Raw genomic sequence first — 12,284 nt, 5'->3', positions numbered from 1 at the left:
GCAAAGCATAACGGCCGCACGAAGCGGCCGTTATGCTTTCAGCGCGACGCAAAAAGCGCGCTACGTCATGCGGTTTTTCGCGAGCGGCGGATTGGCCGCGAAATAACGCTTGATGCCGGTCATGATCGCGTCGGCCATGCGGTCGCGATAGGCGTCGTCGTTCAGGCGCTTCTCTTCGTCCGGGTTGCTGATGAACGCGGTTTCGACGAGGATCGACGGAATATCCGGTGCTTTCAGCACGGCAAAGCCGGCCTGCTCGACCGATCCCTTGTGCAGCTTGTTGATGTCGCCGATTTCCTTCAGCACGAAGTTGCCGTAGCGCATCGAATCGCGGATCTGCGCCGTGGTCGACATGTCGAAGAGCGCGCGATTCACGCTGGCATCGTCCGACTTGATATTGATGCCGCCGATCTGGTCCGACGCGTTTTCCTTGTTCGCCATCCAGCGCGCGGCCGCGCTCGAAGCGCCGTGCTCGGAAAGCGCGAACACCGAAGAGCCGCGCGCGGAAGGATCGGTGAACGCATCGGCGTGAATCGACACGAAGAGGTCCGCGCCGACGCGTCGCGCCTTCTGCACGCGCACGTTGAGCGGCACGAAGAAGTCGGCGTCGCGGGTCATCATGGCGCGCATGTTCGGCTGGGCGTCGATTTTCGCGCGCAGTTTCTTCGCGACGTCGAGTGCGATGTGCTTTTCGTACGTGCCGCCACCGCCGATCGCGCCGGGATCTTCGCCGCCGTGGCCCGGGTCGATTGCAACGGTCAGCAGACGCACCGTGTTGCTCCTGCCTGACTTCGGTGCGGTGAATCTGTACGTGTCGTCGTCGCTATCGTCGCTGTCGTTGTTGCGCGCGATGGCCGTGGGCGGCTGCGTCGGCTTCGGAATGGCCGGGCGCGGCACGGGCGTCGGCGTGAGGTGCGCGGGCGGACGCGGCACATCGGGCGATCCCGCTGTCGGGCCGCTTTCCTGCGCATAGTGCTGGAAGAACGCGTCGCTGTCGTTGGGCGGCGGCGTGGCGGGGCCGCTCAGCGTGGCGGGCGGCGCGCTGTTTTCGTTGAGCTTCTGTTCCTTGCGCTCGGTCTGCGCGAGCAGATCCATCAGCGGATCGGGCGCGACGGCCGGATACAGGTCGAACACGAGCCGGTACTTGTACGTGCCGACGGGCGGCAACGTGAACACCTGCGGCTTCACCGAACCCTTCAGGTCGAACACCATGCGCACGACGTGCGGCTGATATTGCCCGACGCGCACCGATTGAATCTGCGGATCGTTCGGCGTGATCTTCGAGACGAGATCGCGCAGCGCCTGGTCGAGATCGAGCCCGTTCAGATCCACGACGAGCCGGTCGGGAGCTTGCAGCAACTGCTGCGCGTTCTGCAGGGGCTGGTCCGATTCGATCGTGACGCGCGTGTAGTCGCGTGCGGGCCAGACGCGCACGCCGAGCACCGAGCTTGCCCATGCAAGACGTGGCGCGACGAGTCCGAGTACGAGCGTCGACGCGCCCGCGCGCAGGATCTGCCGGCGGCGCCAGTTATGCGTGGCGGTAGCAGCCGATTCGATCGAGCGGAACGGTTTGATCAACATCTTTCGAGACATGCCTTTCCTGATTCGCTGAATGCGCGCGCGACGAGAAGGCGTCCTTCGCCCTCCACATCGAGCGAGAAGACGAGATCCGGCACGCCCAGCAGGGCGCCCGCGCGTTGCGGCCATTCGACGAGGCAGATCGCGCCGCTGTCGAAGTATTCGCGAAAGCCTGCGTCGGCCCATTCGGCCGGATCGGTAAAACGATAGAGATCGAAGTGATACAGCTCAAGTTCCCCATCGGGCCTCTCGACCGCGTACGGTTCGACGAGCGTATAGGTCGGGCTGCGCACGCGCCCGGTGTGACCGAGCGCGCGCAGTGTGGCGCGAACGAGCGTGGTCTTGCCCGCGCCGAGGTCGCCCGTCAACTGCACCTGCAAGCCCTGAAATGCGCGCGCGCCGCTGTGTTCGCCGGCTGCCTTGCGTACGCCGTCGATGGCGTTGGCGAAGCCCGCGCCGAATGCGCTGGTGGCGGCTTCGTCCGCGAGCGCGAAGTGGCGTTCGAGCAGGACGGGAGCGGCGGGCGTGATGGCTTGATCGGGCTGGTCGGGCATTCTCGTAAAATGGCGTGATGAACCGAAGTCCGGACCCCCCAGAATCCTGCACGCCTGCGTCTGACGACGATGTGCGTGCCGTGCGTCATTTCGATGAAGCGGCGCTGGAAGCACTCGCGCAACGCATCAAAACGTGGGGCCGTGAACTCGGTTTCAGTGCAGTCGGTATCAGCGATACCGACCTCACGGCTGCCGAAGCGGGGCTCGCCGCATGGCTCGAAGCGGGCTGCCACGGCGAGATGGATTATATGGCGAAACACGGCATGAAACGCGCGAGGCCAGCCGAGCTTGTGGCCGGCACGCTACGCGTGATTACCGCGCGAATCGCCTATCTTCCGGCCGAAACGCTTGCAGGAAAGCGCGATGAAAGCCACGCAGGCGTTGCGTCAGATTCCGCCGGAAGCGCCGTGCAGCCGGCCATCTACGACTGGCGGGTGCAGGAAAACCAGCGCCTCTCGGACCCCTCCGCGGCAGTCGTCTCGATCTATGCGCGCGGTCGCGACTATCACAAGGTGATGCGTAACCGTTTGCAACAACTCGCCGAAAAAGTCGAAGCGGAGATCGGCGCGTTCGGCTTTCGCGTTTTCACCGATTCCGCGCCGGTACTCGAAATCGAGCTCGCGCAGAAGGCGGGCATCGGCTGGCGCGGCAAGCATACGTTGCTGCTTCAGCGCGACGCGGGGTCGCTCTTTTTCCTCGGCGAAATCTACGTCGATGTGCCGCTGCCGACCGATGCGCAAACCGCGCCAGAACGCGCCCCGGAAACGCCGGGTGCGCATTGTGGCAGTTGCACGCGCTGCATCGATGCCTGCCCGACGGGCGCAATCGTCGAACCCTATAAAGTCGATGCGCGTCGCTGCATTTCCTATCTGACAATCGAGCTGAAAGGCAGTATTCCAGAGGACCTGCGTCCGCTGATCGGCAATCGTGTGTATGGCTGCGACGACTGCCAGACGGTGTGTCCATGGAACAAGTTCGCGCAGGCCGCGCCGGTCGCCGATTTCGACGTGCGCCACGGCCTCGACCGCGCGACGCTCGTCGAACTGTTCGAGTGGAGCGCCGACGATTTCGACACGCGCATGCAGGGCAGCGCGATCCGTCGCATCGGCTATGAATCGTGGCTGCGCAATCTCGCGGTGGGCATGGGCAACGCGCTGCGTGCGGATCGCGCGAGCGTTTCCGCCGATGCCCGCGCGGCGATCGTCGACGCGTTGCACAAGCGGGCAGACGACGCATCGGCAATCGTGCGCGAGCACGTGCAATGGGCGCTCGAAGCAGCGTAAAGTAGCGGCAATCTTATCGTTTCCGCCATTGCGGTCGGCCGCTGTGCGCGCTGAAACGAACGCAAAGGCGCACCGCACCTGAACCGGCAGGGAGGCAGTCATGTTCAACGCAGTCATGGATGCGCCGTTCGGCAAGGTCGGCATCCGCATTGAAGGTAATGCCGTGCGAGAGATCGTCTATCTACCCGATTCGGTGCGTAACGTCGAGCCGGATTCGCCGCTCGCGAAAGAAGCGGTCGAGCAGATCGAACGGTATTTCGAGCGCGCTTCGGCGACGTTCGATCTGCCACTCGCCAATGTCGGCAGTGCGTTTCAGCGGCGCGTGTGGCAGGCGATCAGCGATATTCCGCCGGGCATCGTGCGTACGTATGGACAGGTCGCGAAACAGATCGGCAGCGCGCCGCGCGCGGTCGGACAGGCGTGCGGCGCGAATTATTTTCCGCTGGTGATTCCGTGTCATCGTGTGGTCGCGTCGGGTGGCATCGGCGGATTCGCGAATCACGACGACGACGGCTATTTCCGCAAGGTCAAGCGCTGGCTGCTGGCTCACGAAGGTGTCCCCTACGCATGACCGGCACGAACGGCACGAACCGCACCAAAGGCATGAGCGAAACCATTCTCGAAGAAGCAGCCGCCGAATCGCCGCTTTTCGTCGCGAGCAGCGCCTCCATCGATGCGTTCTGCGACGCGCTCTGGCTCGAACACGGTCTGTCGCGCAACACGCTCGACGCCTATCGTCGTGATCTGAAGCTCTTCGCCGGATGGCTCGCCGGCACACGCAACGGTTCGCTGGATACCGCAAACGAATCCGATCTGAGCGCGTACAGCGCGGCACGGCAGAAGGACAAGTCGACTTCTGCGAACCGGCGTCTTTCTGTGTTTCGCCGCTATTACGGGTGGGCCGTGCGCGAGCACCGCGCGAGCGCCGACCCGACGCTGCGCATCCGCTCCGCGAAACAGCCGCCGCGTTTTCCTTCGACGCTGACCGAAGCGCAGGTCGAGGCGCTCCTCGGCGCGCCGGATATCGACACGCCACTCGGCCTGCGCGACCGCACGATGCTCGAACTGATGTACGCGAGCGGGTTGCGCGTCACGGAACTCGTCACGTTGAAAACGGTGGAAGTAGGCTTGAACGAAGGTGTCGTGCGCGTGATGGGGAAGGGCTCGAAGGAGCGGCTGATTCCATTCGGCGAAGAGGCGCACGGGTGGATCGAGCGCTATCTGCGCGAGGCGCGGCCCGCATTGCTTGGTGCGCGCGCAACGGACGCGCTCTTTGTGACGTCGCGCGCGGAAGGGATGACGCGTCAGCAGTTCTGGAACATCATCAAGCGTCACGCGGCGGCTGCGGACGTGCGCGCGCCGCTGTCACCGCATACGCTGCGGCACGCGTTCGCGACGCATCTGCTGAATCACGGCGCCGATCTGCGCGTCGTGCAACTGCTGCTCGGCCACACCGATATTTCAACGACGCAGATCTATACGCACGTCGCGCGCGAGCGTCTGAAGTCGCTGCACGCGATGCATCATCCGCGCGGATAGCGCGGATAACGTTGCGGCCCGAAGCTCGGGTCCGTTCAGGTCAGCTCGCGAAGGCGGTGCTTGAGAATCTTGCCCGTCGATGCAGCCGGTAGCGCCGCGAGCACGCGCACTTCAGCGGGGCGCTTGTAAGGCGCGAGCCGCCTGCCGCACCATCCGATCAACTCAGCCGGCGTGACTTTGGCACCGGCCACGAGTTCGACGAACGCGACCACTTCCTCATTGCCCTCGACCGCGCGTCCGATCACCGCCGACTGCACGACCTCCGGATGCGCGTTCAGCACATGCTCGACTTCGGCCGGATAGACGTTAAAGCCCGAACGAATGATCAGCTCCTTGCTGCGCCCGACGATGGAGAGCGTGCCATCCGTTTCCTCGCGCGCGAGATCGCCGGTCTTGAGCCAGCCGTCCCCGGTGATGGTCGCGCGGGTCTGCTCCGGGTTGCCGTAGTAGCCAAGCATCACGTTCGGTCCACGCACCCACAGTTCACCGATTTCGCCGCGCGCCGCCTCTGTGCCGTCGAGCATCACGAAGCGCACTTGCACGCCGGGAATCACCTGTCCAACCGATACGTCCGCGCGTGGCGCGTCGAGCATCGTCTGCGAAATGGTCGGGCTGCTTTCTGTCATGCCGTAGCCGTTGTGCAGCGTCACGCCGTACACGCTTTCGACGCGCGCCTTGAGCGCCGCGTCGAGCGGCGAGCCGCCCGAATACGCGAACCGCAGACGCGGCGCCGACCATGCGTGGCCATGCGTCTGCAGATGTTCGAGCAGTTTTGCGTGCATGGCCGGCACGCCCTGAAAGATCGACACGTTCTCATGCGCGAGCGCGTGACGCACCGCTTCCGGCGCAAAGCGCGACGCAAGCCGTAACGTGGCTCCTGCGTAAAGGCTGCCAAGACACACCGAAGCCAGGCCGTACACATGCGAAATGGGCAGCACGGCGTACACGACGTCGTCAGCGCCGACGCGGCGCAGCGTGCTTGAAACGGTCGCGATGAACATCAGGTTCCGGTGCGAGAGCATCACGCCTTTCGGAGTGCCTGTCGTGCCCGTTGTGTAGATGAGCGCGGCGCACTGCTTTTCGCTGGCGGTATCGACGGGTTCCGCGTGCACGTTCGCATCGGCGACACACCCCCACGCGCCAATATCGATTGTCTGGCCCGATACGCCTTTAGAAGCCGCCTGTGCGCCATGGCGTTGCGCATGATCGCGCGCATCGGGAGAGGCATCGACCGCGTAAGCGACTACGCGCGGCTGTGCATGCGCGCGGATCGCATCAAGCTCGGCCGCCGAAAGCCGCGCGTTCGAGACGAGCGCCCACGCATCGAGTCTTGCGGCGGCGAACAGCAGCACCACCTGCACGATGCTGTTCTCCGCAACGATCATTACGCGGTCGCCCGCGCGCACCCCCAGATCGCGCAGTTGCGCGGCGGTCTGCCCGACTGCATCCGCGAGCTGCTGGCGCGTGAGCTGACGCCCGTCCTCGATCAGCGAGACACGATGCGGGTCACGCGCGGCCGCGAGCGTCGGAATATCGGCGATGCGCGCAGGCAGCGAGGCGAGCAATGCGGGAATATCGAATGCGGCGGAATGCGGGGCGGTGCTGGCCGTCACGGCTGTCTCCTCGTGCCGCCGCGGCGCGCGGCGGCGAACATTTGCGAACGATCGTGCCACATTCGTGCGGCACACACAATTCAGGTTTGAGCAAATAGCTGTCGCGCGGCGACGCCATTACAATGCGCCGATGAGCAAATCCAGACACGTCTCCGAAACGCCCGCGACGCAGTTTCTGCGACGTCACGGCGTCGCGTTCGGCGAGCATCCTTACGAATATGTAGACCACGGCGGCACTGCGGAATCGGCGCGCCAGCTGGGCGTCGACGAGCATCATGTCGTCAAGACGCTCGTGATGGAAGACGAACACGCCAAACCACTGATCGTCCTGATGCACGGCGACCGCACCGTATCGACGAAGAATCTCGCGCGACAGATCGGCGCCAAGCGCGTCGAGCCCTGCAAACCTGAAGTCGCGAGCCGGCATTCAGGGTATCTGATCGGCGGCACGTCGCCGTTCGGCACGAAAAAGGCGATGCCGGTGTACATCGAATCGTCGATTCTCGAACTCGACACGATCTGGCTCAATGGCGGACGGCGCGGGTTTCTGGTCAGCATCGCGCCGAACGTCGTGACCGGGCTTCTTCAGGCTAAGCCGGTGCAATGCGCGATCGACGACTGACGGCAGTGTCTGCAATGCGCGACGTCCGCGCATGTTTCGCCGGCAGCGTTCGGTAGAATATGCGCCTTCCCCTTCGCCTTTCCGGCACACTACAAGAAGAGTTCCCAGCATGGAAAACCTGATCGTCGCCGTCCTGGCCTACCTGATCGGCTCGGTGTCGTTTGCCGTGATCGTGAGCGCAGCGATGGGGCTCGCCGACCCGCGCTCGTATGGATCGAAGAACCCCGGCGCGACCAACGTGCTGCGCAGCGGCAACAAGCTCGCGGCGATCCTGACGCTGCTCGGCGACGCATTCAAGGGCTGGCTTGCCGTGTGGCTCACCAGCCACTATGGCCCGCATTACGGCCTCGACGATCCCGCGATCGCGCTCGCCGCTATCGCCGTGTTTCTCGGCCACCTGTATCCGGTATTTTTCCGCTTCAAGGGCGGCAAAGGCGTGGCGACGGCGGCTGGCGTGCTGCTCGCGATTAACCCGGTGCTCGGCATCGCGACCGCGCTCACGTGGCTGATCATCGCGTTCTTCTTCCGCTATTCGTCGCTGGCGGCGCTCGTGGCGGCCGTGTTCGCGCCGCTCTTCGACGTGTTCCTGTTCGGCGCGAATATCATCGCGCTCGCCGTGCTGGCGATGAGCGCGCTCCTGATCTGGCGTCACCGCGCGAATATCACGAAGCTGCTCGCGGGCAAGGAAAGCCGCATCGGCGACGAGAAAAAGGGCAACGCGCCGCCTGCGGGTAAGGCGCATTGAGTTTGCGGCGGGCGGCTTCGCGTGAAGCCGCCGTAACGGCGTAGTGCCGTGACGCTGCGCGGCGGCTAGTCGCGGAAGTTGTTGAAATCGAGCGGCGTATCGGTGACGTCCTTGCGCAGCATCGCGATCGCAGTTTGCAGATCGTCGCGCTTGGTGCCCGTCACGCGCACCGCGTCGCCCTGAATGCTCGCCTGGACCTTGATCTTGCTGTCCTTCACGAGCTTGACGATCTTCTTGGCGAGGTCGCCCGAGACGCCTTTCTTCACGGTGATGACCTGTTTCACCTTGTCGCCGCCGATCTTCTCGATCTTGCCGTAGTCGAGAAAGCGCACGTCGACGTTGCGCTTCGCCATCTTCGAGACCAGTACGTCCTTGACCTGCGTGAGCTTGAAGTCGTCGTCGGCGTAGGCGGTGAGTTCGCGCTCCTTCTGCTCGACGCGGGCGTCCGAGCCCTTGAAGTCGAAGCGGGTGGAAATTTCCTTGTTGGACTGCTCGATCGCGTTCTTGACTTCGATCATGTTGGCTTCGCTGACAACGTCAAACGATGGCATTGCATTCTCCCAATAGTGCTGCGGGGCGGACGCGACCGGCAGGCCGCGCGTGACGCACTCGCTATAATCACGAACCGGTGTCATTTTACCGACGCCGCCCCCATTTGCCCAAGGCCGTTGCGCAATTGTGAGCGGCGCGGCTTCAGCGGTTTCTGCCTGACTGCCGCGCGTGTCGCAGGTCTGTGCGGCGCGCCGATGCTACACCCGTTCAATACGCACGATTAATCCGCTCACCCGCCATTCCGATGCCTCAAGCCGCCCCTGCCTCATTCGTCTCGCATTTTCCGCTCAAGGCGCACAACACGTTTGGCTTTGACGTGGCGGCGCGCTACGCATGCAGCATCGAGCACGAGACGCAACTGCTGGCAGCGGTGAACGATCCGCGCGCAGCGGGCTTGCCGCGCCTCGTGCTGGGCGGCGGCAGCAACGTCGTGCTGGCGGGCAATTTCGACGGTCTGGTGCTGCTTGTCGCGCTGCGCGGCCGGCGCGTAGTGCACGAGGACGACGACGCATGGTACGTCGAGGCGGCGGCGGGCGAGAACTGGCATGAATTCGTCGCGTGGACGCTTGAGCAGGGCCTGCCGGGGCTCGAAAACCTCGCGCTGATTCCGGGGACGGTCGGCGCGGCGCCGATCCAGAACATCGGCGCGTACGGCCTCGAAATGTGCGAGCGCTTCGCGTCGCTGCGCGCGGTGGAGCTGGCAAGCGGCGAAGCAGTCGAACTCGACGCGAACGCGTGTCGCTTCGGCTATCGCGACAGTTTCTTCAAGCGCGAAGGGCGGGACCGGTTCGTGATTACGTCGGTGACGTTCCGTGTGCCGAAAGCGTGGGCGCCACGCGCCGGCTATGCGGATATCGCGCGTGAACTGTCGGCACGCGGGCTGGGCGATGCCGAGCCGGATGCGCGGGCGATCTTCGATGCGGTGGTCGCCGTGCGGCGGGCCAAGCTGCCCGACCCGCTCGAACTCGGCAACGCGGGGAGCTTCTTCAAGAACCCGGTGATCGACGGCACGCAGTTCGATGCCTTAAAGCAGCGTGAGCCGGGTGTCGTGTCGTATCGTCAGCCGGATGGCCAGGTGAAGCTGGCGGCGGGCTGGCTGATCGACCAGTGCGGCTGGAAAGGGCGCGCGATCGGCGCGGCGGCCGTGCATGACCGCCAGGCGCTGGTGCTGGTGAATCGCGGCGGCGCGACGGGGGCTGACGTTCTCGCGCTTGCGCGGGCCATCCAGGCAGATGTACTCGCGCGGTTCGGCGTGGAACTGGAGCCGGAGCCAGTGTGTTTGTAGCGCGTGCTTTCGCTGGCGCAGAAAGACGGGCGTAAAAAAAGCACCGGAATCCATTCCCGGTGCTTTTTTTCGACGAAGCGCGATCAGCAGCGCATCGTTATTTCCTCGACGTGAACCTCACCGCCATGGCTTTGGTTCACGCCTGCGACAGGCACCCGGCTCGCGCCCGGTCGACCCGTCGAGGTGCGCTGCCTCAACCGCGCTTGCGGCGCGCGTTTTCGGCGATACGCATACGCAGCGCGTTCAGCTTGATGAAGCCGCCGGCGTCCGCCTGGTTGTAGGCGCCACCGTCGTCGTCGAACGTCGCGATGTTCTTGTCGAACAGCGTTTCCTTCGAATCACGCGCCACCACTGTCACGCTGCCCTTGTAGAGCTTCACGCGCGTCCAGCCGTTGACCTTTTCCTGCGTATGGTCGATCAGCACCTGGATTGCACGACGCTCCGGCGCCCACCAGTAGCCGTTGTAAATCAGCGAGGCGTAGCGCGCCATCAGGTCGTCCTTCAGATGCGCGACTTCGCGATCCAGCGTGATCGACTCGATACCGCGGTGCGCCTTCAGCATGATCGTGCCGCCCGGCGTTTCATAGCAGCCGCGCGACTTCATGCCGACGTAGCGGTTCTCGACCAGATCGAGGCGGCCAATGCCGTGCTTGCCGCCAAGGCGGTTCAATTCCGTCAGCATTTCGGCCGGCGAGAGGCGCTTGCCGTTGAGTGCGACCGGATCGCCGTGTTCGTATTCGATGTCGAGGTATTCGGCCTGGTCCGGTGCCTCTTCCGGCGAGACCGTCCAGCGCCACATATCCGGCTCGGCTTCGGCCTTCGGATCTTCGAGATGGCGGCCTTCGAACGAGATGTGCAGCAGGTTCGCGTCCATCGAGTACGGCGCGCCACCCTGCTTGTGCTTCATTTCGATCGGAATGCCGGCCTTTTCGGCGTACGCGAGCAGCTTTTCGCGCGACAGCAGATCCCATTCGCGCCACGGGGCGATGACCTTGATGCCCGGTTCGAGCGCGTAGTAACCGAGTTCGAAGCGGACCTGGTCGTTGCCCTTGCCGGTCGCACCGTGCGAAACGGCCTCTGCGCCGGTTGCGCGCGCGATCTCGATCTGGCGCTTCGCGATCAGCGGACGCGCGATCGACGTACCCAGCAGATACTCGCCTTCATAGATCGTGTTGGCGCGGAACATCGGGAACACGTAGTCGCGCACGAACTCTTCGCGCAGATCTTCGATGAAGATGTTGTCCTGCTTGATGCCGAGTTGCAGGGCTTTCTTGCGCGCCGGCTCCAGCTCTTCGCCCTGGCCGATGTCGGCCGTGAACGTGACGACTTCGGCGTCGTAGTTGTCCTGCAGCCATTTCAGGATGACGGAGGTGTCGAGGCCGCCCGAATAGGCGAGCACGACTTTCTTGATATCGCTCATGGTGAACTCTGGAAAAAAGCGGGAAAACGGGGCGCGCCGGCGGGTCCGGGCACATAAAAACGCTATTTTGACACTAAACCGCGGGCGCACCCGCGGTTTTGGGACGGCACGTTCAGTGGTTGAGCTTGCCGAGCAGCAGGAATTCCATCAGCGCCTTTTGCACATGCAGACGGTTTTCCGCTTCGTCCCACACGACGCTCTGCGGCCCGTCGATCACCTCGGCGCTCACTTCCTCGCCGCGGTGCGCCGGCAGGCAGTGCATGAAAAGCGCATCGGCATTCGCGCGCGCCATCATGTCGGCATCGACGCACCAGTCGGCGAAGGCCTGCTTGCGGGCTTCGTTTTCCGCTTCGAAGCCCATGCTGGTCCATACATCGGTAGTGACGAGATCGGCGCCCGCGCAGGCTTCGTTCGGATCGTCGAATTCCTGCCAGCTCGACGCGCTCTCCGCTGCGACGAGCGCGCGGTCGAGCTTGTACCCGGGTGGCGTGGAAATGCGCAGTTTGAAGCCGAGAATGTGTGCGGCTTCGATCCACGTGTAGAGCATGTTGTTCGCATCGCCAACCCACGCGACGGTCTTGCCGCGAATCGGCCCGCGATGCTCGAAGTACGTGAAGATATCTGCCAGCACCTGACACGGGTGAAACTCGTTCGTCAGGCCGTTGATGACCGGCACGCGGGAATTGTCGGCAAAGCGCTGGATGATGTCCTGGCCGAACGTGCGGATCATGATGATGTCGACCATGCGCGAGATGACCTGCGCCGCGTCTTCGATTGGCTCGCCGCGGCCGAGCTGCGTGTCGCGCGTGCTCATGAACACGGCGTGCCCACCGAGCTGGAAGATGCCCGCTTCGAACGACAGGCGCGTGCGTGTCGAGTTTTTCTCGAAGATCATCGCGAGCGTGCGGTCGTGCAGCGGATGGTAAGTCTCGTAGTTTTTGAACTTGCGCTTCAGAATGCGGGCACGCTCGAGCACGTACTCGTAGTCTTCCAGCGAGAAATCCTTGAACTGCAAATAATGACGAATTTTCTTGGCGGTCATGAAACAAATACGGCGGTCTCACCCGGCAGAATTGCCGGACGGCGCCGCCGT

12 protein-coding genes are annotated in these 12,284 nt (G+C 63.9%); 6 read left to right on the top strand and 6 right to left on the bottom strand.

The annotated features are described in order from the left end of the window. Positions 1 to 60: 60 nt before the first annotated feature. Positions 61 to 1,593, bottom strand: coding sequence for an N-acetylmuramoyl-L-alanine amidase (locus tag LPA36_RS05505; protein ID WP_228875128.1), 1,533 nt, complete (start codon positions 1,591 to 1,593; stop codon positions 61 to 63). Next, entirely contained in the window at positions 1,575 to 2,132 is a 558-nt protein-coding gene (gene tsaE / locus LPA36_RS05500; RefSeq protein ID WP_228875127.1) for a tRNA (adenosine(37)-N6)-threonylcarbamoyltransferase complex ATPase subunit type 1 TsaE, read from the bottom strand. Before tsaE ends, LPA36_RS05505 begins: the two co-directional genes overlap by 19 nt. A gap of 17 nt (positions 2,133 to 2,149) precedes the next feature. Here tsaE and queG point away from each other — a divergent pair, with 17 nt between their 5' ends. The 3 genes from queG (at position 2,150) to xerD (ending at position 4,954) form a co-directional block, all read left to right on the top strand. Further along, a complete protein-coding gene (queG, locus tag LPA36_RS05495) occupies positions 2,150 to 3,415 on the top strand; it encodes a tRNA epoxyqueuosine(34) reductase QueG (protein WP_228875126.1) in 1,266 nt (421 codons plus the stop codon). Positions 3,416 to 3,515: 100 nt separating this feature from the next. Further along, entirely contained in the window at positions 3,516 to 3,986 is a 471-nt protein-coding gene (locus LPA36_RS05490) for a methylated-DNA--[protein]-cysteine S-methyltransferase (protein WP_228875125.1), read from the top strand. 32 nt (positions 3,987 to 4,018) lie between these two features. After that, positions 4,019 to 4,954: a site-specific tyrosine recombinase XerD gene (gene xerD, locus LPA36_RS05485; RefSeq protein ID WP_228875624.1), complete on the top strand. Its 936-nt coding sequence runs from the start codon at positions 4,019 to 4,021 to the stop codon at positions 4,952 to 4,954. A gap of 35 nt (positions 4,955 to 4,989) precedes the next feature. Here the strand turns inward: xerD and LPA36_RS05480 are convergent, their stop codons facing one another. Next, positions 4,990 to 6,567: a class I adenylate-forming enzyme family protein gene (locus LPA36_RS05480; RefSeq protein WP_228875124.1), complete on the bottom strand. Its 1,578-nt coding sequence runs from the start codon at positions 6,565 to 6,567 to the stop codon at positions 4,990 to 4,992. Between the two features lie 130 nt (positions 6,568 to 6,697). Between LPA36_RS05480 and ybaK the strand changes: the two genes are divergently transcribed. Then, positions 6,698 to 7,189 (top strand): Cys-tRNA(Pro) deacylase, encoded by a 492-nt coding sequence (ybaK, locus tag LPA36_RS05475; RefSeq protein ID WP_228875123.1) that lies wholly within the window; start codon positions 6,698 to 6,700, stop codon positions 7,187 to 7,189. A gap of 109 nt (positions 7,190 to 7,298) precedes the next feature. Next, on the top strand, positions 7,299 to 7,934 hold the full coding sequence (gene plsY, locus LPA36_RS05470) for a glycerol-3-phosphate 1-O-acyltransferase PlsY (protein ID WP_228875122.1): 636 nt from the start codon (positions 7,299 to 7,301) through the stop codon (positions 7,932 to 7,934). Positions 7,935 to 7,999: 65 nt separating this feature from the next. Here plsY and LPA36_RS05465 read toward each other — a convergent pair whose 3' ends face one another. After that, complete coding sequence (locus LPA36_RS05465; protein WP_228875121.1) at positions 8,000 to 8,485, bottom strand: YajQ family cyclic di-GMP-binding protein; 486 nt, start codon at positions 8,483 to 8,485, stop codon at positions 8,000 to 8,002. A gap of 245 nt (positions 8,486 to 8,730) precedes the next feature. Between LPA36_RS05465 and murB the strand changes: the two genes are divergently transcribed. Further along, the gene (gene murB / locus LPA36_RS05460) at positions 8,731 to 9,771 is read left to right on the top strand and encodes a UDP-N-acetylmuramate dehydrogenase (RefSeq protein WP_228875120.1); all 1,041 of its coding nucleotides are present in this window, start codon (positions 8,731 to 8,733) and stop codon (positions 9,769 to 9,771) included. Between the two features lie 193 nt (positions 9,772 to 9,964). Here the strand turns inward: murB and LPA36_RS05455 are convergent, their stop codons facing one another. Together LPA36_RS05455 and argF are read right to left on the bottom strand one after the other, a co-directional pair. After that, the gene (locus tag LPA36_RS05455; protein WP_228875119.1) at positions 9,965 to 11,191 is read right to left on the bottom strand and encodes an argininosuccinate synthase; all 1,227 of its coding nucleotides are present in this window, start codon (positions 11,189 to 11,191) and stop codon (positions 9,965 to 9,967) included. A gap of 112 nt (positions 11,192 to 11,303) precedes the next feature. Continuing rightward, a complete protein-coding gene (gene argF, locus LPA36_RS05450; protein ID WP_228875118.1) occupies positions 11,304 to 12,233 on the bottom strand; it encodes an ornithine carbamoyltransferase in 930 nt (309 codons plus the stop codon). Positions 12,234 to 12,284: the final 51 nt, after the last annotated feature.

It is taken from the genome of Paraburkholderia saeva (genome assembly GCF_907164555.1).
Classification (GTDB): domain Bacteria; phylum Pseudomonadota; class Gammaproteobacteria; order Burkholderiales; family Burkholderiaceae; genus Paraburkholderia; species Paraburkholderia saeva.
This window is presented reverse-complemented; position numbering and strand designations above follow the sequence as displayed.

Excerpts from the sequence above, each read along its gene's own strand:
- LPA36_RS05505 (WP_228875128.1), bottom strand. The coding sequence starts at position 1,593 with ATGTCTCGAAAGATGTTGATCAAACCGTTCCGCTCGATCGAATCGGCT.
- tsaE (WP_228875127.1), bottom strand. The coding sequence starts at position 2,132 with ATGCCCGACCAGCCCGATCAAGCCATCACGCCCGCCGCTCCCGTCCTG.
- queG (WP_228875126.1), top strand. The coding sequence starts at position 2,150 with ATGAACCGAAGTCCGGACCCCCCAGAATCCTGCACGCCTGCGTCTGAC.
- LPA36_RS05490 (WP_228875125.1), top strand. The coding sequence starts at position 3,516 with ATGTTCAACGCAGTCATGGATGCGCCGTTCGGCAAGGTCGGCATCCGC.
- xerD (WP_228875624.1), top strand. The coding sequence starts at position 4,019 with ATGAGCGAAACCATTCTCGAAGAAGCAGCCGCCGAATCGCCGCTTTTC.
- ybaK (WP_228875123.1), top strand. The coding sequence starts at position 6,698 with ATGAGCAAATCCAGACACGTCTCCGAAACGCCCGCGACGCAGTTTCTG.
- plsY (WP_228875122.1), top strand. The coding sequence starts at position 7,299 with ATGGAAAACCTGATCGTCGCCGTCCTGGCCTACCTGATCGGCTCGGTG.
- LPA36_RS05465 (WP_228875121.1), bottom strand. The coding sequence starts at position 8,485 with ATGCCATCGTTTGACGTTGTCAGCGAAGCCAACATGATCGAAGTCAAG.
- murB (WP_228875120.1), top strand. The coding sequence starts at position 8,731 with ATGCCTCAAGCCGCCCCTGCCTCATTCGTCTCGCATTTTCCGCTCAAG.
- LPA36_RS05455 (WP_228875119.1), bottom strand. The coding sequence starts at position 11,191 with ATGAGCGATATCAAGAAAGTCGTGCTCGCCTATTCGGGCGGCCTCGAC.
- argF (WP_228875118.1), bottom strand. The coding sequence starts at position 12,233 with ATGACCGCCAAGAAAATTCGTCATTATTTGCAGTTCAAGGATTTCTCG.